General features: G+C 43.9%; 20 protein-coding genes. 6 read left to right on the top strand and 14 right to left on the bottom strand.

Features of this window, described 5'->3' with window-relative positions; translation table 11 throughout:
* Positions 1-309: 309 nt before the first annotated feature.
* Entirely contained in the window at positions 310-768 is a 459-nt protein-coding gene (gene yfbV / locus K5620_RS06625) for a terminus macrodomain insulation protein YfbV (protein WP_016403695.1), read from the bottom strand.
* Positions 769-1072: 304 nt separating this feature from the next.
* On the opposite strand from yfbV, the gene K5620_RS06620 reads away from it, so the two are divergent.
* Together K5620_RS06620 and pta are read left to right on the top strand one after the other, a co-directional pair.
* Positions 1073-2275, top strand: a complete 1203-nt coding sequence (locus K5620_RS06620; RefSeq protein WP_016403694.1) for an acetate kinase — start codon at positions 1073-1075, stop codon at positions 2273-2275.
* A gap of 67 nt (positions 2276-2342) precedes the next feature.
* Positions 2343-4478, top strand: a complete 2136-nt coding sequence (pta, locus tag K5620_RS06615) for a phosphate acetyltransferase (protein WP_040307631.1) — start codon at positions 2343-2345, stop codon at positions 4476-4478.
* 65 nt (positions 4479-4543) lie between these two features.
* Here pta and K5620_RS06610 read toward each other — a convergent pair whose 3' ends face one another.
* The 8 genes from K5620_RS06610 to K5620_RS06575 form a co-directional block, all read right to left on the bottom strand.
* Entirely contained in the window at positions 4544-5110 is a 567-nt protein-coding gene (locus K5620_RS06610) for a hypothetical protein (RefSeq protein ID WP_016403692.1), read from the bottom strand.
* Between the two features lies 1 nt (position 5111).
* Positions 5112-5627, bottom strand: coding sequence for an RNA polymerase sigma factor (locus K5620_RS06605; protein WP_016403691.1), 516 nt, complete (start codon positions 5625-5627; stop codon positions 5112-5114).
* 77 nt (positions 5628-5704) lie between these two features.
* Positions 5705-6610, bottom strand: coding sequence for a DoxX family membrane protein (locus K5620_RS06600; RefSeq protein WP_016403690.1), 906 nt, complete (start codon positions 6608-6610; stop codon positions 5705-5707).
* A gap of 394 nt (positions 6611-7004) precedes the next feature.
* Complete coding sequence (locus K5620_RS06595) at positions 7005-7358, bottom strand: P-II family nitrogen regulator (protein WP_016403688.1); 354 nt, start codon at positions 7356-7358, stop codon at positions 7005-7007.
* Complete coding sequence (locus K5620_RS06590) at positions 7348-8145, bottom strand: DUF1538 domain-containing protein (RefSeq protein WP_221077459.1); 798 nt, start codon at positions 8143-8145, stop codon at positions 7348-7350. The genes K5620_RS06595 and K5620_RS06590 overlap by 11 nt, the downstream gene beginning before the upstream one ends.
* Positions 8142-8876, bottom strand: coding sequence for a DUF1538 domain-containing protein (locus K5620_RS06585; protein WP_016403914.1), 735 nt, complete (start codon positions 8874-8876; stop codon positions 8142-8144). The genes K5620_RS06590 and K5620_RS06585 overlap by 4 nt, the downstream gene beginning before the upstream one ends.
* A 112-nt stretch (positions 8877-8988) precedes the next feature.
* Entirely contained in the window at positions 8989-9870 is an 882-nt protein-coding gene (locus tag K5620_RS06580; protein WP_016403915.1) for a class I SAM-dependent methyltransferase, read from the bottom strand.
* A complete protein-coding gene (locus K5620_RS06575) occupies positions 9860-10915 on the bottom strand; it encodes an AI-2E family transporter (RefSeq protein ID WP_016403916.1) in 1056 nt (351 codons plus the stop codon). Before K5620_RS06575 ends, K5620_RS06580 begins: the two co-directional genes overlap by 11 nt.
* A gap of 100 nt (positions 10916-11015) precedes the next feature.
* On the opposite strand from K5620_RS06575, the gene K5620_RS06570 reads away from it, so the two are divergent.
* Positions 11016-11507: a 2-amino-4-hydroxy-6-hydroxymethyldihydropteridine diphosphokinase gene (locus tag K5620_RS06570; protein WP_051147680.1), complete on the top strand. Its 492-nt coding sequence runs from the start codon at positions 11016-11018 to the stop codon at positions 11505-11507.
* Here K5620_RS06570 and K5620_RS06565 read toward each other — a convergent pair.
* A complete protein-coding gene (locus tag K5620_RS06565) occupies positions 11454-12167 on the bottom strand; it encodes an SDR family oxidoreductase (protein ID WP_016403917.1) in 714 nt (237 codons plus the stop codon). The genes K5620_RS06570 and K5620_RS06565 overlap by 54 nt on opposite strands.
* An 85-nt stretch (positions 12168-12252) precedes the next feature.
* Here K5620_RS06565 and K5620_RS06560 point away from each other — a divergent pair, with 85 nt between their 5' ends.
* Entirely contained in the window at positions 12253-13155 is a 903-nt protein-coding gene (locus K5620_RS06560; RefSeq protein ID WP_016403918.1) for a TIGR01777 family oxidoreductase, read from the top strand.
* A 6-nt stretch (positions 13156-13161) separates the two neighbouring features.
* Here the strand turns inward: K5620_RS06560 and K5620_RS06555 are convergent, their stop codons facing one another.
* Positions 13162-13974, bottom strand: coding sequence for a hypothetical protein (locus K5620_RS06555; protein WP_016403919.1), 813 nt, complete (start codon positions 13972-13974; stop codon positions 13162-13164).
* Between the two features lie 101 nt (positions 13975-14075).
* On the bottom strand, positions 14076-14759 hold the full coding sequence (locus K5620_RS06550) for a DNA-3-methyladenine glycosylase I (RefSeq protein WP_016403920.1): 684 nt from the start codon (positions 14757-14759) through the stop codon (positions 14076-14078).
* A 197-nt stretch (positions 14760-14956) separates the two neighbouring features.
* Between K5620_RS06550 and K5620_RS06545 the strand changes: the two genes are divergently transcribed.
* A complete protein-coding gene (locus tag K5620_RS06545) occupies positions 14957-15931 on the top strand; it encodes an acetylxylan esterase (protein ID WP_016403921.1) in 975 nt (324 codons plus the stop codon).
* Positions 15924-16652 carry an esterase family protein gene (locus tag K5620_RS06540; RefSeq protein ID WP_040307688.1) on the top strand — a complete coding sequence of 243 codons (729 nt, stop codon included), beginning with the start codon at positions 15924-15926 and terminating at the stop codon, positions 16650-16652. Before K5620_RS06545 ends, K5620_RS06540 begins: the two co-directional genes overlap by 8 nt.
* Positions 16653-16732: 80 nt before the next feature.
* On the opposite strand, the gene K5620_RS06535 is transcribed toward K5620_RS06540, so the two are convergent.
* Together K5620_RS06535 and K5620_RS06530 are read right to left on the bottom strand one after the other, a co-directional pair.
* Complete coding sequence (locus tag K5620_RS06535; protein ID WP_016403923.1) at positions 16733-17437, bottom strand: ankyrin repeat domain-containing protein; 705 nt, start codon at positions 17435-17437, stop codon at positions 16733-16735.
* A 571-nt stretch (positions 17438-18008) separates the two neighbouring features.
* Complete coding sequence (locus K5620_RS06530) at positions 18009-19007, bottom strand: CobW family GTP-binding protein (protein ID WP_016403924.1); 999 nt, start codon at positions 19005-19007, stop codon at positions 18009-18011.
* Positions 19008-19070 lie beyond the last annotated feature (63 nt).

Below are 19070 nucleotides of genomic sequence, written 5' to 3'. Positions count from 1 at the left end.
GAGATGGGAGCTAGATTAAATAATTCGACAGCCGAATAAATATTTACAAATAGCGACTAATGATATGTCCAAAAGGCGGTTTCTTGGTGTTTAGCGATATACGTAAGTTGTTGATATTATTGTATAGCTAGCTAACGAAATTTAGGGAGAAAATGAACGAGAGGAATGAATATAAAAACACAATCAAGGAAGAAAAAACATACAAAGGAAATAGGCTCTGAAATTAGCGACAAAAAACCAACTGAACAAGAACAAAATACATTGCCGATCTTGCTCAATAAGCCCGGTTAATTGTATTACAAATAAAGACTAGGAATAATCGTTAAAGTCGTCGGCTAACACAAAGCTTTTATCAAAGCGTTTAAAGGCTTTTCGCAGTAAATCTGCTAATTCTGCATAACGGGGCTGAGTAACAGCCGGTGCAATACTTTCACCCGCCTCGGCTAACTTGTGATGCAAGTCACGATACCAGGTCGCCAGGCTCGGCGGCAATTGTGAGTTAGCACGTTTACCTAGCCAATATAATCCGTGCAAAGGCATTAAAAATATCACCATCGCCATCATTACTGATTGTGGTAATATTTCAGTCAAATTAGCCATGTACGGCATCATTACCGTAACAACTGCAATCGCAGGCATGGTTTTCATCGCCAGTGAAGTAGCAAAAATAACGCGATTCTCAGGAAAGATAGGGGCCAGTACACGCTGATTAGGCCAGCGTTTCATGTATTCACGACCATCATTTAACATTTCAGAGAATTTGCCCATGGGCACCTCAACACTCAAAATTGACTTAAACCAATAAACTAGTAATTTTTTTACATTTTTGGCTAGTTATTAGTATGACATATATGAATAAAATTTGCTTTCGGTTATCATTGGTCCGGCAAACGGTTTCATATAAATCAGCTTATTTGTTAAGTGTAGCTTGATTGAGACCAAGGCACTAGGTCAAATCTAATTTGCCTTAGTCAGAGACTGAAAATCTGAAACAAAAAACGTGTCTCGCAATGCCCGACGTTTTTTCTTTCACTGTCTATAATTGAACAAATTCAACAACAGGTGTCTATAAATGAGCAACAAGCTGGTACTCGTTCTTAACTGTGGTAGCTCTTCACTTAAATTTGCAGTTCTTAATGCGTTAAGTGGCGAAGAGATTATTTCTGGTTTAGCGGAATGTTTTAATTTAGAAGATGCGCGCCTTAAATGGAAAGCGCAAGGTGAGAAAAACGAATCAAGCCTAGGTGCTTACGCGGCTCACCGCGAAGCCATCGAATTCATCGTAAAAAATATTCTAGAAGCTAACCCTGAAATCCTAAACGACATTGTTGCTATTGGTCACCGCGTTGTTCATGGTGGAGAGAAGTTCACCAAATCAGCTATCATCGATGAAGCGGTTGTAGAAGGTATCGAAGAATGCTCTGGACTTGCACCATTGCATAACCCAGCGGCTCTAATTGGTATTCGCGCAGCACAAGCTTGTTTCCCTAAGCGCCCACACGTTGCAGTATTTGATACAGCTTTCCACCAAACTATGCCAGAAAGCTCATACTTGTACGCACTGCCTTACAAGTTATACCGCGAAAAAGGTATCCGCCGTTATGGCATGCACGGTACCAGCCACCTATTCGTATCGCGTGAAGCTGCTGCAATGTTAGAACAGCCGATCGAACAAACTAACGTTATTACCGCTCACCTAGGTAATGGCGCATCAATTTGTGCAGTTAAAAACGGTAAGAGCTTTGATACCAGCATGGGCTTAACTCCGTTAGAAGGCTTGGTAATGGGTACTCGCAGCGGCGACATTGACCCAGCCATTATCTTCCACCTTGTTGATCGCGAAGGTTACACCCTAAAAGAAGTTAACAACATGCTGCACAAGCAGTCTGGATTAATGGGCCTAACTGAAGCAAGCAGTGATTGTCGCTACACCGAAGAAGGTTATGGCGAAGGTAAAGAACCAGCCATTCGCGCGATGAGCGTATTCACTTACCGCTTAGCGAAAAGCATTATGTCTTACGCTGCCTCAATGGACGGTAAACTAGACGCCTTAGTATTTACTGGTGGTATTGGTGAGAACTCAGCGCTAGTGCGCAAACTAACCATCGAAAAACTAGCCCTGTTAGGCTTTAGCTTAGACGAGCAAGCAAACTTGGATGCACGTTTTGGTAATTCAGGTAATATTGGCACTAGCTCAAGTCGCCCAATCTTAGTTATTCCAACTAACGAAGAAATGGTAATCGCACAAGATGCAGTGGCATTAACTCAAGCTTAATGCAGATTCTTATCAAGGCTGAGTAATACTCAGCCTTGTTCTATCACTTAACTTAAGAGGTACAGCCGTGGCTCGTACAATTATGTTAATCCCAGTTGGCGTTGGTGTTGGTGTAACATCCGTCAGCCTTGGTATGGTTCGCGCTATGGAACGTAATGGCGTAAACGTAAACTTTTTCAAACCTATCGCACAGCCTAAAACCCGTGAGAAAGGTGCAGAACGTTCTACCGCTATTATCCGTCAAGCATCAAACATTATTCCTCCAGAGCCCTTCACTCAGGCTTACGCAGAAAACCTCATCAGTGCTAACCAAATCGACGATTTACTCGAAGGCATTGTAGCGCGTTTTAATTCTGCAACTTCTGGTGCCGAAATTGTCGTAGTGGAAGGCTTAGTGCCTACCTCAGAGTCGCCTTACGCTACAAACGTAAACTACGGTATTGCTAAAGCGCTAGACGCAGACATGGTGTTTGTTACTAACCCTGGTAGCGATACTTCTCAGCAGCTAAAAGAGCGTATGGAAATTGCCTGTAACAACTTTGGCGGTTTGAAGAACAAACGCATTATCGGCTGCATTATTAACAAAGTTGGCGCGCCAATCGACGAGCACGAAATCACTCGTCCAGATCTGACTGAAATGTTCGATAACAAATCAGATCACTCTACCAACCTTGAAGTACTGCAAATGTTTGGCAAGAGTCCACTGCGTATCTTAGGTTGCGTGCCTTGGAATGCACCGCTCGTTGCGCCACGTGCTCGCGACTTAGCTAACCACTTAAATGCCACCATTATTAACGAAGGTGACATGGATACTCGCCTAGGTCGTGTGACCTTCTGTGCACGTAGTATTCCAAACATGGTTGAACATTTTAACGCAGGCAGCTTGTTGGTAACTTCTGGCGATCGCTCAGACGTAATTGTATCGGCCTGTTTAGCTGCCATGAACGGCGTTAAGATTGGTGCTCTGCTGCTTACTGGTGGTTACCAACCTGAGCCACAAGTACTTAAGTTATGTGAAGGTGCATTCGCGACAGGTTTACCTGTTATGCTTATCAATTCTAATACTTGGCAAACTTCATTAGCGCTACAGAGCTTTAATGCAGAAATCCCAGTAGATGATTCTCAACGCATCGAGTTAGTACAAGACTACGTTGCTGGTCACATCGATAAACATTGGATTGAGTCACTTACCGCTATATCTGCGCGTGCTCGTCGCTTATCGCCACCAGCTTTCCGTTACCAGTTAACCGAAATGGCACGCAACGCGAACAAGCGTATTGTATTGCCAGAAGGCGAAGAGCCACGCACTATCGCTGCTGCAGCTATCTGTGCCGAACGTGGTATTGCTCGTCCTGTATTGCTAGGTAACCCAGAAGTGATTCAGCGCATTGCTAGCCAACAAGGCGTAGTGCTTGGTGAAAGTGTTGAGATTTTCAACCCTGTTGAAATTCAAGGCAAATACGTTGCCCCAATGGTTGAGTTACGTAAAGGCAAAGGCCTGACCGAAGTAGTAGCCAAAGAGCAATTAGAAGACAACGTAGTACTAGGTACTATGATGCTAGCTAACGACGAAGTAGACGGTTTGGTATCTGGTGCGGTTAACACCACAGCCAACACCATTCGCCCGCCGCTACAGTTAATTAAAACTGCGCCAGGTTACAACTTGGTGAGCTCTATCTTCTTCATGCTGCTACCTGATCAAGTATTGGTATATGGTGACTGTGCAATTAACCCAGACCCAAGTGCAGAACAATTGGCAGATATCGCCATTCAATCTGCAGAGTCTGCTGTTGCCTTTGGCATCGAGCCACGTGTTGCAATGATTTCTTACTCTACCGGTAGCTCAGGCTCTGGCTCAGACGTAGAGAAAGTACGTGAAGCGACCAAAATTGCTAAAGAGCGCCGCCCTGAGCTAATCATTGATGGCCCGCTTCAATACGATGCCGCAATTATGGAAAATGTAGCTAAGAGCAAAGCGCCTAACAGCCCTGTTGCAGGTAAGGCTACTGTGTTTATCTTCCCAGATTTGAACACCGGTAATACTACTTACAAAGCCGTTCAACGTAGTGCCGACCTAATCAGTATTGGTCCTATGCTGCAAGGCATGGCTAAACCTGTAAACGATTTGTCACGTGGTGCATTAGTAGACGACATTGTTTACACCATTGCACTAACCGCAATTCAAGCAGGCCAAAGCAAGTAAGTTATTGCTAAGCAATAAAAAAGCCGATCGTAAGATCGGCTTTTTTGTGTCTGTTTGTTAGTTTTCTAAATAGCTAGACCAATAAGTAAGCCCTTTTCTTGCCAAACTTTTACCTTAACACCATCCACTTCTAATTCTTTTTGCTTAGTAATGTTTAGCCACTCTTCGGGCAACTTGGCTTGATAAAAGGTGTGAACTTGCAAGCTTTGACGGTTTCTTACTTTTAACTGAGCGGCAATACGGCCATCAATACTGCAGTAGCGCCCCCCCATTAGCTCCCATTTATCTTTATCTAATAATTGAGATTGAATGAGCTTAAAATCCAAACGGTTAAGATGCTTTTGAATATCATTAATTGATGAGGACATAACTTCCATTTGCATTTGGCTGTTATGGTTATAGGCAATCTCTTTAGAAATAGCGGAATAGTTGATGCCGGCAAAGAAGGCCAAATAGATAGTTACGGCCAGCACACAAGAGACCGCACTTGCCCAAGCCCATTGGCTAGCATCCATTTGCTTGCTTTTGGCTAAGCCCTGTAATTTGTTCACTTGCTTCTTAGAAAGCTGCAGCTCTTGAAAGTAATCTCGAGTAAGTTGCTTAAAGCTGCCATCTTGCGCGCTAAAGCTCATCTTAAGACACCTCCTCAATTAAGTGACCAAATTCATCACTTAAACGCTTTTTCAAGCGGGAAACGCGTGATAACAAGGTGCCTCGAGCAACTCCGCTAGTGGTGGCTATTTCTTGAATGCTAAAACCTTCTACCGCCCATAAGTACAAGAGTTCGCGCTCGTCTTCAGACAAACGCTCCATCACTAAGCCAACATGTTGCTGGTCTATCAGCAGCAACTCCATGTCTTGTAAACTCTCTTCAACAATACTGGCATCAATGTATTGGTCTTCATCTACCACCAACTCCAGCTTTTTACGGCGAAAGTTGTCAATGAACTCGTTGCGAATAACTCGCATCATAAAAGGTTTAAGAGGTTCTGGCGGAGGATCTTTCTGCAGCACTTTTTCGCAGCAACTTTGCAATAGGTCATAAGCCTGCTCACTATTGTGACATAGTGAAAAACTATAGCGATATAACTGGTTAAGCAGCGCGTCCGAAAATACCGGTCGGGCTTTACGTTTAAACAATTTCAGCATGCTATCTTACTGCTAACTATCCAGCAGACATTCCTTTGTTATTCAAGTAACACGGCGCTTTCACGCCGAACAAGCTATCACTTACTCACTGCGCGGTTAAACAAGTAGTAAGATTTCACTCTTAGCAACATGTCTTGCAAACTAAAGCGGTTTCCTCCACCTAGTTTTACCAACACTATGGCTGCCGCTGCTAAAGCGAACTCTCGTTTAACTCCATTTAAGTTCTTAATCAGTGACTTATCGATAGAGAACTTCTGAAGCATAAACCAAATCATCACTAATACGCAGGCTACAGCTCCCATTTTTAGAGTTTTACCATGAGCAAAAATAAAAATTAGACCCAAAACCATTAAAACTAGCTGATGAGTAGCAAAACTAGGGATTTTTGCATAGCCCGAGAAAAAGCCCGCGACGATAAAGGTCATACCTAAAGAAAAACGTAACAACAGACCTAACGTTTGCCAGTCTTGAGAATTTTTGCTGGCTACCCCACTTATACTGCGCAGCCGTTCATCAATGCTCAGTGCACCAGCGCCTAGGTTAAACAACACAAACATCATACCCGACAGGGTAATGTCTCTAATCTGCACAAATATCGCCGGTGAAGTATAAGTACTCACACCCACCGATGCCCCTGGTACGGTATCAACAGGCAGTGATACCACAAAAGTCCATAGCAAAAACCCGTAAAATAAGCTTAAAGGCCTAACCAAAAATCCTGCAGCCAAAGCCACACCCGACAATAACTCAAAAGCCGATAAAGTAGTTAAAAATGTCCAAGGGCAAAGTAATCCTGCAGAAAACAGATAGTCTTGAAATAACTCATTAATATAACCGGTAGTCCCCATGTAGTTGGCAACCATTGCCGCTTCGGTGCTGGAGTCTAATAACAAGCTTAGTTTCGATGTACCACCAATAATAAACACCAATCCAAGGCCTATACGCAACCATAATGCTGCGTTGTCTAATTGTTTTTGTTCCATCTTATTCTCTATTCCATTAATGACTTTACTTAGCAGTAACGAATCAACGCCACGTTTGATTGCAGCTTTTGAGATTATTTTTTTATTTATCATTAAGAATAGATGTAGCTTTAAACTAAATAGACAGGACGGAATAGCCACTACCACATTACAACTCGGGAATTCGTCTACAGTTTTCTAAAAAATGCAACTACTAAAATGGCACCATAAAGCATCGCTTCTTTTTTAGACAACATTAAAAAGTCATATAAAACAATAAGATATTTACAAACAGTGGTTTCATACACACTTTAATCCACAGAATGTGTGGATAAAAAAATAAAAAGATAATAGTTATACACAGTAGAAGGCAATTATTGAGCTCTACATAACTATTTATTCACATTATCCCCGTTTACTCTTCGTCTGTAGGTACTTTGTGAATTAAGGCCTGAATTTGATGAGCTACCCCAACGGCTTCTTCTACGTCTAGCAATACAGCAATTCCCTGCCCTTCTTCTTGGTCAAACTCTGCCACCGCACTAATGGTATTTAAGATCGGTTTGGCAAGGTGGCTTTCCACAACAAACAGCAACACGTCTCGCTGTGCTTCTAAATTCAATCCAAAGAAGGTTTTTTTGCGATGCACCCCTTCACCCCGCGCATTGTTTATTACCGTTGCACCGGTAGCACCAGCAGCACGTGCGGAATCGAGCACCAAGGTGGTTTTTTGGTCATCAACAAAGGCAAGAATCAATTTAAATTTCATCGTCATCTCCTGACAAACTAGAACTTGCTAAGAAACTAGTAACTTGCGCATAGGCAAGCACCGAAATGATGGGGAATAAGCTGGCAAACGCAATTAAGCCAAAGCCATCAAGCAAGGGGCTTCGCCCAGGTACCGACTCAGCTAAACCTAAACCCAGTGCGGTCACTAAAGGCACAGTCACCGTAGATGTGGTCACGCCTCCACTGTCGTATGCCAAGGGCACAATCGCTTTAGGAGCAAATACGGTTTGAATCACCACTAAAATATAACCTGCAATAATGTAGTAATGCAGCGGGTCGCCAACCACTATTCGATAACTGCCTAAGGCCAAACCTAATGCCACACCTATGGCCACAGAGATCCGCAAACCACCTATTGATACAGCCCCGCCCGACACGCCATTAGCTTTTATGGCTACTGCTAACAGAGAAGGTTCGGCAATCGTAGTGCTAAAGCCAATAGCTGCAGAAAACAGGTAAATCCAAGCATAAGCCGCCCAGTGTTCCGAAACGACATAAACCGCAGACTCATCTAAGCCCAAAAATTCTGCGCTGGTGAGTTGTTTTGCCATGGACTCGCCCAGTGGAAATAGCGCCTGCTCTAAGCCCAACAAAAATAACACCATGCCCAACACAACAAATAGCGTGCCCAGTAACAGCTGCTTTGGCTGGCTAATCGGCCGCTTAATCACCAAATACTGAAAGACCAATATGGTCACAACAATGGGGAAAATGTCCCCCAAAGTGCCAAACAGCGTCTCTAAGAAATTTAAGCTTGCGCTAATCAATAGACTATCCCGTAGAGCATCACAAACATCATTGGGGTTAACGAGGCTAAAGCAATTAAACCAAAGCCATCAAGCAAGGGGTTACGGCCTTTAATGGCCGAAGCTAAACCAACTCCAAGGGCGGTTACTAAAGGTACGGTGATAGTAGAGGTTGTCACTCCGCCAGAGTCGTAGGCAATACCAATGATTTCTTGAGGGGCAAACATGGTAAGCAACACAATCAACAGATAACCGCCAATAATTATCAGATACAGCGGCCAACCTTTTATGATGCGAATAACGCCAATCACAATTGCTAGGCCAACGGCAAAGGCTACACTTAAACGCAGCCCAGCGGCATACTCCTGCATACTGGTTTCGGTGTTTTCAATATGCTTGGCTTGTGCGGCTACCTCAGCGGCCTCTTTAGCAACAGCCACTAAGGCAGGTTCGGCGATAGTGGTGCCAAAGCCCAAACAAAAAGCAAAGCTAAGCAGGGCTAACAAACTGCCTTTATTGGCAAAGGCATGGGCAAGGTTTTCGCCTATAGGAAACAGCCCTAGCTCTAAGCCCATTACAAAAAAGCTTAAACCAACCACCACCATCACAGCACCACTTAAGATGCTTAAAACATTAGGTAAGCTGCTGTCTAGCACTCCCCATTGGAAAAACAAAACAACCACAACAATCGGCGAGATATCGCGAAGGCTTTTAAGCAGAGAGGAAAATAGGTGAGAAAAACGAAACCCCATATACGCTCCTTGTATTAAACCTTTGAATTAAAGGCTTAATACAAGCTTAGCAGAGCGTTAGCTAAGGCAGAGTAGAGAGGGCCAGTAAAGCGCCAATTTGTGATATTTGTAGCTAAGGCTTATTTTGGAAGATAAGCACTTTTAAGCCATCATCTGGGCTTTTTTCCATTACCGCATCAGGCCTTGCTAGCGTTTCAATAAGCTTTAATTGGGGAGCTTCTGTGGCAATGGCATCGAGCAAAAAGTTACGCCTTAACCACGGCGCGTTTAAACACAACATGGCTATGCCGTTCTCAGTGAGCAAACTAGGCAGCTGGCGAATAATCCGCGGGTAATCTTTTTCAACCAAGAAACTGCCCTTTTGCATTGATGGCGGATCAGCAATCACCAATTCATAAGGACCGTGCTTGCGCAGCTTACCCCAAGATTTAAACAAATCGTGGCCAAAGAAACGGGCTTTTTTGTCATCCAGCTGGTTTAGCCGCAAGTTGTCGCGGCCAACACTTAACGCTGCTTTACTCATATCGATATTAACTACCGACTTAGCGCCACCAGCAATCGCGGCTACGGCAAAGCCACAAGTATAAGAGAACAAGTTAAGCACTTGTTTACCTTCGGCTTGCTGCTTTACCCATTCTCGTCCTTTGGCCATATCTAAAAAGATCCCAAAGTTTTGATGAGTGCCAACTTCAACCTTGTAGCGTAAACCTTGTTCAGTTACTTCATTCGGCGTTTGCTCACAACCCCATAAGTGGCTTACTGGAGCCATGGCTTGGTCACGCTGTTGCAAAAATACGCCCTCAACCAAAGGCTCTGCACTCAATTGCTCCACTAACTGACTCACCAACTCTTCGCTGAGAGGCGCATAAGCCACAATCAGCATTATTGGTGGTAGCCATTCAATATTGAAGGATTCAGCACCTTCTACGCAGTGGCCGCGACCATGTACAACACGTAATGCATTATCACTTAGCTGCGGAAGATTAAGCTTCATCTACAGGTTCACTCTCTTTCTTTAAATCGTCTGGGTGGCTAAGGATACGCGAGAACCAGTGGCCACTGTTACTAGATTCCAAGCCAATTTTGATAATCATGGTCAAGGGTACCGATAACAACATGCCAACACTGCCAAACAACCAGCCCCAGAATATTAACGACAGCACCACCACCAGAGAAGACAAACCTAAACCTTTGCCCATAATACGTGGTTCAACTATGTTGCCCATCACCAAGTTTACGCCCACATATAAACCCGCCACAGCCAAAGCTTGGCTAGGCCCCAATTGCAATAAGGCTAATAATACCGGTGGAATCGCAGCAATAAGCGAACCCACATTAGGAATATAGTTAAGCAAGAAGGCCAAAATACCCCACAAAATCGCATAGTCTAGATCCAGCAAGGTCAGCACAATGGTGATAGGAATCGCGGTAAATAAACTAATCATGGTTTTAACCGCAATGTAGCTGTTAACCGCTTTTAGGAACTTATTCACCTGAGACATACGCACGCCGGGATTATGAATCGCATCGTGCATTCGCTGTGGCATGGTATCGGCTTCTAGCAACATAAAAATCGTCACTAGCAAAATAATGAAGATGTTAGCCGCTGCTCCGCTTAAACCAGTTAAGGTATTAGCAAATAGCCCCAGAATAATACCTGGGTCAAAGTAATCAGTCACAATGCTCATCGACAGGTCGATATCAAAACGCGCTGCAAATGCGCTTAAACCCGCCAATTGCACCAGCAGCTGCTCTCGATAAACCGGAATAGAGGCTCTAAAGTCACTAATCGAGCTACCTACAACGCCTGCTAACAGCATGATTAAAAATACAATTAGCAACAGCACCATCATTACCGACAATACCCGTGGAATTCTTAGTCGGGTTAAAAAATTAACAATGGGACTGGCAATAATGGCGATAAACATCGACATCAAAAATGGGATTAATACAGGTGTTGCAGCTTTAAGCCCTGCCAGTAAAACCACTAAGGCAGCGGCTGTAACTAAGCCATGGCGCATCGAGGTGGGTTGATTCACCACTCACTCCTAGAAATAACTGATTATGCTCAGCAGTTTAGCTTGCATAAGCGCTGGCGAAAAGGCTAAATAAAATCCAATAGCAAACGGGAGTAACCAGATGTTTTACTTATGCAGCCTTGGCAGCAACATTGAGCCACTCGAGCACCTTCCTGCTGCGCTATGCCAACTTAGTGAACGCTTGCATACACTCACCATTAGTTCGTTTATCGAAACCACACCTTTTGATATTCAAACTGAACATAAATTTGTGAATGCCCTAGGCTGGTTTGAATCGAAGCAAAGCCCCAGCCAACTTAAACAGTTTTTTAATCAACTTGAAGCTAGGCACGGACGTAATCGCAACGATCCGCTATCTAGCGCTAAAGACCGAAGCTTAGACATTGATTTAATTGGGCCGGTAGAGCAGCAAGCTGCCCTTGGCTACCTAGCTATAGACCCTTTTTTGCACACGCTACAACAGCAACTATTTACCACCGCAGCAAAAACGCTTCCTCAAGCGCTAGATATAAACCTGCAACTAAGCCCACAACAATGCCTACCACTGGGTAAGCGACCTACCACCATCCACTTTAATCGAGCATCCAGTTAGGAACTCATTGTTAATCAGCAACTCAATGGTTTGCCAAACCGGCGCTATGCCGCCTTCTTTAGCTAAGGGGGTTTGCGCCAGTACCCGCTCTCGATGCTGTTGATCATGCTCATCCAAAAATAACATCGGCCCTGGCTCTATGCCGTTAACTCTCACCTCTGGTGCCCAATGGCTAGCATAAGCTTTTAGCATATTAGCCAAGCCCGCTTTAGAAGCGCAGTAAGAGCGAAACTTAGCATGTGGCTGCTGAGCATAAATATCGGTCATCATTACTACGCAACCTTTGGCCCTACATAATGCGCTATGCATAGTCTCGTTAATCAGCTTGGGGGCTAACATGTGCACTGCATATATTGCGTCAAAAAACTCAGCTTGCTCGGCAGGGCTGTGATTTGGCTCATCGCTAACGAATAACGAAGCGTTATGAATGAGTACGTCCAAGCTGTCGCAAAGCTGTGGTAGCTGCTTCACAAAGCCCAATAGCTGAGTGCGTTGGCTAAAATCGGCTTGTACTAATGTAACCCCTAAGTCTCTTAGCTCAACTAGTTCGGTGCGCTCACTTCGATATTGACCAATAACCCGATAACCTAAGCCAACAAACTGATGCGCAAGAAAAAAACCTAAACGTCGACCAACCCCCGTAATCAAAACCGTCTTCATCTTGCTTTCCATCCTATAAATCTCTGCTATTGTTAACTAAATCAAAGAGTAACATGGCTAGCCCTGACAAGGACTGCTCAACATTATGAAAATACTACTTACCGGTGGAACTGGCTTCATCGGCAGCCGCTTAGTAAAACATTTACAATTTAGTCATGAACTGACGATATTGTCACGCAACCCTATTCGCGCCTATCAAAAGCTTGGGCATAACTTACTGGCCATTCCTTCTCTTAAAGATCTCAATAACCTTAACGAATACGATGCCGTTATTAACCTAGCTGGCGAACCTATCGCCAACAAACGTTGGACCGAACAACAAAAGAAGCGTATTTGCGATAGCCGCTGGGCACTCACCGAGCGCCTAGTAGAGCTATTTGAACAAAGTGAGCAAGCACCAGAAACCTTTATTAGTGGCAGTGCCATTGGCTATTACGGCGAGCAAGGCCAACAAGCCTTAGACGAAACCAGCATCATAGAAGACGACTCCTTCCCTCATCAAGTATGTAAAACCTGGGAGCAAATCGCATTAAAAGCAGCTAACGAGCATACCCGTGTATGTGTTTTGCGCACTGGCGTGGTTATTGGCATAGAAGGTGGGGCATTGGCAAAAATGTTGCCAGCCTTTCGTTTAGGTTTAGGCGGCCCAGTGGCCGATGGCCAACAGCAAATGTCGTGGATCCACATTAGTGACATGGTAGACGCCATTATATTTCTGCTCAACAATCAGCAATGCCATGGCGCTTACAACTTAACCTCTCCTAACCCTGTCACTAACCAACAATTTAGCCAAGCGCTAAGTAAGCAACTTAAACGCCCATGCTTATTTCGGGCACCAGCTTGGGTGTTAAATACCGCAATGGGCGAAATGGCCAGCTTAATTACTGGCGGGCAAAAGGTGCTGCCAAAACGGCTAAGCGGAGAAGGCTTTAACTTTCGCTACAAAGAGCTAGACCATGCCTTCAAAGAAATACTGCTGCGCCGCTAAGAACGTCTAGGGCTCAATCACTACCGAGCGCAACGGCCTTTTCTGCTCTTCATCAAACATTTGTTGGCGCTTTGCATCAAGGAACTGCTGTAACTCGGCTTGAGGCTCACAACGTAAAGTGCCGCCAAATAAACCCGCGGCGATAGTCGCAGCCCGCTTAGCCGAGTTGCTGCAATCCACCTTAACTTCTAGGCTTTGCTTAAACTGCTGCTCTGCGCTCAAGCTGGATTTGTGCTTTTTGGGATTAGCTGTAGCCGGAGCGTTTTTTTGTTGCTCAAAGCGCTTAGCCCGCTGCGTGGCAAGTTTGTCCAGTTGCTGCTGTTGGTAACGTTCTAGATATGACGCTGCTGAGCGCGGCTGTTGCGGCGGAGCAGTTCGTGGAACTGGCGCTTGAACAACACGTTTACTTTTAAAGGCTTGGGTGACTATATCGTCCCGTTCAGTTGGCTTTAAGTTTGCTGTTGGGCTTTCTGCTGGCTCTGCACTGCTAGGCTTGTTAGCGGGTAGCTGACTACCAGAGTTGCTTTGCAGGTTACTTGGTTTATCGGTGACTTTACTCGTGTGTCGTTTAGGCTCTACCAACAAGTTGGCATCTTTAGGGGCTTCAAGTGTTTGGATCTGCTTAGCTTCTTGCTGCGTAGTCAATGCCAGACTTGGTATTTTATACAAACTGGCTTGAATAATCGGGCGAGAGGCCTTGGCAGGCTGACTCACACGAGTTTGATACAAGTGATTCAACAATACATATAACAGCCCCGCATGCGCCAAGGTAGAAACCACCAGCGCCGAATTCCAAAAGCTGTTGCCACGCTTTGCCATCCCTGAAAGCCTATTACCCACAAAAACCAATAGACTGATGGCAACGCGCTTAGTTCAGCAGAGTTTGTGTTGATTCTGTCAGCAGCAAATTGCCCTGGGCTTTATAAGTTGTTTTCACCGATAGAGTAGGCCACGGTTTGGCTAATGGCCGCTAAAGGTAAACTGCTTTGTAACTGCCAACTGTTAAACACCTCTTGCACTGCTTTTAACCCTTTAATACTGGTTGGCGCTTTGTTTATCACTCCACGATTAACCAAGTAAGCCACCACATCATTCGACAACATAAAGGTATCTTTCCCCATGCGACGCAAGGTATAAGAGGCGGAATTACCGCCAAGGCGCGCACCTTGCTTCTTAAGCAATAACCATAAACCTACAATGTCATCACAAGGCCACTGCGCAACAAACTTGGCAAAGCTGCCATGCTCGCTGGCAAGGTCTAAAATCATCTGAGCGTTATGTGGCACGGTGATGATTTTTTGGCGATTACGAATAATGCTGGCATCGTTACATAAACGTTCAATATGGCTGTCGTCCAGCATCAGCATTTTTTCTGGGTCAAAGTCGAAAAAGGCCCGCTCAAAATCTGGCCACTTATTTTCTACCACTCGCCACACAAAGCCAGATTGGAATATAGTTTTAGTCATGGCCGATAGCCAGCGGTCATCACTAATGCCAGCTAAGTGTTCACTACTTAAAGGGGTAGTAAGTAAATGTTGTAACGCAGCATCGCCACCTTTACGCTCCGCGGCTCGTTGCCAAATAGAAGAAAAGTCTTCAACCACAATCAATCCTTATTTGTTAAATCAGAGATGCCTAAGTGAGAATCATTCTATACCGCTTAGCCGTATTGACTAAAGCCTGTTGTTTAGCATTTTTTAATAGCGACTGATTCGACCACACTTACAAAAATATTTAACATTAGAAATCTGTAACATAAAAGCGTTATAGTTTTCATAAACCTAAACGAAGATAGCGAAATATGCCCAGCAAACTTAAACATGATTTTGAGTTTGAGCCAGACTACGGATACACCTTAAGCCAACTTAAAGCGATTCATCCAGATGATCGACCAAGAGGTTTTAAAAGCTTTTGGCAAAACAAATATCAACATGCTCTGCAAATTAGGCCCGACGTCGCTATTCAAGATTGCCACCAAGACACCCCCAACTGGCGCATTTTTAAGTGCTATTACAACTCTACTAAGCAAATGCGTTGCGGCGGCTGGCTGCTACTTCCCCGCTCGGGTGTGGTAAAACAAGCAATCATTAGTGCCCATGGTTATGGTGGTATCGAACAAGTAGACTGCCCAGTATCACTTAAAAATACAGCAGTGTTAATGCCCTGCTCACGGGGCATTGGCTTAAGTGCCAAAGCGCCTATTTCAGACAACCCCATGTGGCACGTACTGCACAACATTCAAGATAAAGACCGCTACATTATTGGCGGTTGTGTTCAAGATTTATGGTGCGGAGTTAGCGCCTTGTTACGCCTATTTCCACAAGTTACTAATAAAATAGGCCTAATGGGCAGCAGCTTTGGTGGCGGACTAGGCATATTTGCTAGCGCCTTTGACCCACGCATTCAGCGTGCTCATTTTCATGTTCCCACTTTTGGTAACGTAGCGCTGCGTTTAAAGCTGGCTACCCACGGCAGCGGCAAAGCATTACAAGACTTTTACCAACAGCAACCAAAACTAGCATTAAGTACATTACGCTATTTTGACTCAGCCACCGCAGCCACTTACTTAAGGTGCCCTAGCCATTGGGCCTTGGCCTTATTTGACCCTTTTGTCGCACCACCAGGACAGTTTTCGGCTTACAACAACGCTCCTCAGCCTAAACAACTCGCAGTGCTAAAAGCAGGACATTTCGACTACCCAGAGCAACAACAGCAGCGCCAGCAGGTAAATCAACAATTGGCTACATTTTTTGCTGAGCTCACTAAGCATGAATAGAGAATATCATCGTTGGTGGAGCCCCAATTTACATCGCGATATGGAGCTATTGGTATTTGGTCACGCAGGGGCTAAAGTGCTGGTATTTCCTACTCGCGGCGGGCGTTTTTATGAATACGAGAACCTAGGGCTAGTTAACTCAATCGCCCACAAAATTAATGCCGGACAGCTTCAATTATATTGTGTAGACAGCATCGATATCGAAAGCATGTATTGTTTTTGGGCCCACCCTGCTGGGCGTATTCAGCGCCACCAGCAATACGAAGACTACATTCTGCGCGAAGTACTGCCCTTAATGGCGCAGAAAAATGACCACCCTTGCACCATCTCTCACGGATGCTCCTTAGGTGCTTATCACGCCGCTAACATTGTATTTCGCCACCCTCACTTGTTTAACAAGCTGGCAGCTTTTTCGGGCCGTTTCGACCTGACTTGGCAGGTTGAATCTTTCAGTGATTTATTCGAAGGCTTTTACAACGACAACGTCTATTTTCACACACCCACCCATTACCTAGTAAACCTAAACTGCCCTCAACGCTTATCTGAGCTAGCCAATACCGATTTACTGTTCATTATTGGTAATCAAGATCCCTTCCTGCAAAATAACCACACCCTAAGCCATATTCTTAATCACAAAGGCTTAAATCATAGAATGATTGAATGGCAAGGGCGCGCCCACCGCGGACGTTACTGGCGAGAAATGGTGCCGCAGTATTTGTAGCGGTTCAATTAAAAAAAACGGTGAACTTCATCACTCTCAATTATCTTTACTAAATGAAAGAAAAACTGTTTAGCTGTAGTCTACTTGATACCTTCAGAGTAGATCGTTTTAATGTAGTTATAATCATCGATATACTCTTTAGATTTATTTAGAAATGGACCATTAATAAAATAGGAAATATCAAAACCATAAGAATCTTTGTGCCAAAGATCGCACCCGTTACTATAGAGCAGCCTAACAATATTCCAATCCCCAACCTCTGCTGCTTTTGAACATATAGTTTCACTATACTTATTAAGAGCTTTTACGTCGGCACCAGAGGAAATTAACAAGTTGATAATAGCTTCATTATTCTTACTAGTCGCTAAGAAAATAGGGGTAGGATAGTTTGCACTATTCATATCTAAATTTACGTCTAAGCCGTATTCAATCAACAAAGATAAGTACCTTGTATTTTCATTTTGAATTGCCAACTTAATTGCAGAGTATTTTTTATCGTGTTCGAAGAGATTAGGATTAGCTCCTAGTTCTAAAAAGTGCTCATAAAGATCTACTCTTCCTTTAACCATCGCATATACCAATGGGCTAACACCATCTCTTGTTTGGAAATCCAGATTTTCAAGTCCCGACTCAAGTCTATCAACATAAAGAGAATCTCCACTTATGATTCCAGCTATAAGATTAGTTTGCTCTTCAGTAAAACCGGTGTTTAGAAGCTCACCTTTACTTCCCGTGCTACAACCAATCAAATAAGTCATAGATAGAACAAATACAAAAACTCTCAATGTAAGTCCTCTGCACTGCTTAGCAAAAATTCAAGTAATATGAGCGAAACTATATGTGTAAAAAACAAAGCCATTAGTAGTAACATCCAGTACCCAAAGGCCTGATAAGGCCTTCTAAGGTTTCAACATTGTTAATTCATACCAATGAAAGAAATAGCATAGAGACAGATAAAATAAAACTGCTCCCCAATAAATATCTAAGTCATATAACGAAGCAATGTAGAATGCTATTACGATACATATATGAGAAGCAATACTTACCGCGCATAGCAACTTGCTTTTCTTCATAAGGCTGAACTCTCTCCCTACCAACCATAAAAAGAATGATAACGCCAGTGAGCAAGCCCCTAACCAAATATCGACTGTGACCAAGCTTAAACCTAATACATAGAATACATGTGGAATAAACAACCCTCTAGCGAAATCAATTTTATCCACTTTCTCACTTCTATAAAACATAGTTAATCTTATTTACCGAAAACTTCAATAATATAAAGTCCAAATTGAGGAACCCTAAAGCCCACAGCGTATTCCATTAGATTAAATCAAGAAATAATATTTTTCTCATTACCTACTCCACCAAACACTCAAGCAACCTTGTTTCTAAATCATCATCTAGCTCATCGGCAATTACTTCTATGCGGCTTTCTAGGCAATCATCTAGCTCGGCTTCGCTTAAGCCATCGCTGGTGTAGTTGTAGCCAAATACGCCGCTGCTAGTGATAAATACGGCTTTTATGCGCTCTACTTTTAAGCTTAATAGCAGCAAACACAGCTTCTTGCGGTCGAATACTTTATTAGGCGCAAAACGCCATCCTATACTGTTAAACCCTTCGCCTTGGTTGCTGGCTTTTAAGTAACCACTCTCTGGAATAACTTGCTCGGAAGCTAGAGGTTTATTATGCCCATGATGATGATGTTCATCAGGTGCATAGCTACCGGCCGTAGCGCCTTGCAGGCAGCTAATGTCCATCTGGCCGTTTTTGCTAAACAGAACTTGCGCACCTTTGCGCCCGTGTTGAGCAACATATTCACGTAGCTGTTGCTGCTCATCTGTTTGATAAAGGTCTAACTTATTGCCTATCACCGTATCGGCTATGGCGATTTGTTGGTTAAAGGTTTCGTGGCCAGTGTAACGGGCATCACTAAGGTTTCTGGCATCAACTAAGGTTATGGTTTTGTTTAGTGCTAACACTTGTTGGTAATACTTGGATGAGAGCACTTGTAACACTTCTTTGGGGTGACCTAACCCGGTAGGTTCGATCAGTAGCCTGTCTGGGGTTGATTCACTTAACAACCGATTTAATGCAATTTGCATTGGCAAGCCCGCAGCGCAGCACATGCAGCCTCCTGGTACTTCGCGAATATATACTTGTTGCTGCTGATGTTGGCCTTGCAACAAAGCGCCGTCGATACCTATTTCGCCAAATTCGTTTACTAATACCGCCCAGCGTTCATTTTCTGGTTTATTGCGCATTAGCTGCAAAATGGCCGAGGTTTTACCTACACCTAAAAAGCCAGTGATGATATTGGTTGGTACGGCGCTAATGGGCTGGCGCTTACTGCTCATGGTTTGTGTTCCAATTAACTAATAGGGTAAGCATTGCTGCAAAAACTAAGTATTGGTTATAGC

The organism is Agarivorans albus (assembly GCF_019670105.1).
Lineage (GTDB): Bacteria > Pseudomonadota > Gammaproteobacteria > Enterobacterales > Celerinatantimonadaceae > Agarivorans > Agarivorans albus.
This window is presented reverse-complemented; position numbering and strand designations above follow the sequence as displayed.

What these genes read in the sequence shown, in the direction of transcription:
- yfbV (WP_016403695.1), bottom strand. Translation starts at nt 768, where the DNA reads ATGGGCAAATTCTCTGAAATGTTAAATGATGGTCGTGAATACATGAAA.
- K5620_RS06620 (WP_016403694.1), top strand. Translation starts at nt 1,073, where the DNA reads ATGAGCAACAAGCTGGTACTCGTTCTTAACTGTGGTAGCTCTTCACTT.
- K5620_RS06610 (WP_016403692.1), bottom strand. Translation starts at nt 5,110, where the DNA reads ATGAGCTTTAGCGCGCAAGATGGCAGCTTTAAGCAACTTACTCGAGAT.
- K5620_RS06605 (WP_016403691.1), bottom strand. Translation starts at nt 5,627, where the DNA reads ATGCTGAAATTGTTTAAACGTAAAGCCCGACCGGTATTTTCGGACGCG.
- K5620_RS06600 (WP_016403690.1), bottom strand. Translation starts at nt 6,610, where the DNA reads ATGGAACAAAAACAATTAGACAACGCAGCATTATGGTTGCGTATAGGC.
- K5620_RS06595 (WP_016403688.1), bottom strand. Translation starts at nt 7,358, where the DNA reads ATGAAATTTAAATTGATTCTTGCCTTTGTTGATGACCAAAAAACCACC.
- K5620_RS06585 (WP_016403914.1), bottom strand. Translation starts at nt 8,876, where the DNA reads ATGGGGTTTCGTTTTTCTCACCTATTTTCCTCTCTGCTTAAAAGCCTT.
- K5620_RS06580 (WP_016403915.1), bottom strand. Translation starts at nt 9,870, where the DNA reads ATGAAGCTTAATCTTCCGCAGCTAAGTGATAATGCATTACGTGTTGTA.
- K5620_RS06570 (WP_051147680.1), top strand. Translation starts at nt 11,016, where the DNA reads ATGTTTTACTTATGCAGCCTTGGCAGCAACATTGAGCCACTCGAGCAC.
- K5620_RS06565 (WP_016403917.1), bottom strand. Translation starts at nt 12,167, where the DNA reads ATGAAGACGGTTTTGATTACGGGGGTTGGTCGACGTTTAGGTTTTTTT.
- K5620_RS06560 (WP_016403918.1), top strand. Translation starts at nt 12,253, where the DNA reads ATGAAAATACTACTTACCGGTGGAACTGGCTTCATCGGCAGCCGCTTA.
- K5620_RS06555 (WP_016403919.1), bottom strand. Translation starts at nt 13,974, where the DNA reads ATGGCAAAGCGTGGCAACAGCTTTTGGAATTCGGCGCTGGTGGTTTCT.
- K5620_RS06545 (WP_016403921.1), top strand. Translation starts at nt 14,957, where the DNA reads ATGCCCAGCAAACTTAAACATGATTTTGAGTTTGAGCCAGACTACGGA.
- K5620_RS06540 (WP_040307688.1), top strand. Translation starts at nt 15,924, where the DNA reads ATGAATAGAGAATATCATCGTTGGTGGAGCCCCAATTTACATCGCGAT.
- K5620_RS06530 (WP_016403924.1), bottom strand. Translation starts at nt 19,007, where the DNA reads ATGAGCAGTAAGCGCCAGCCCATTAGCGCCGTACCAACCAATATCATC.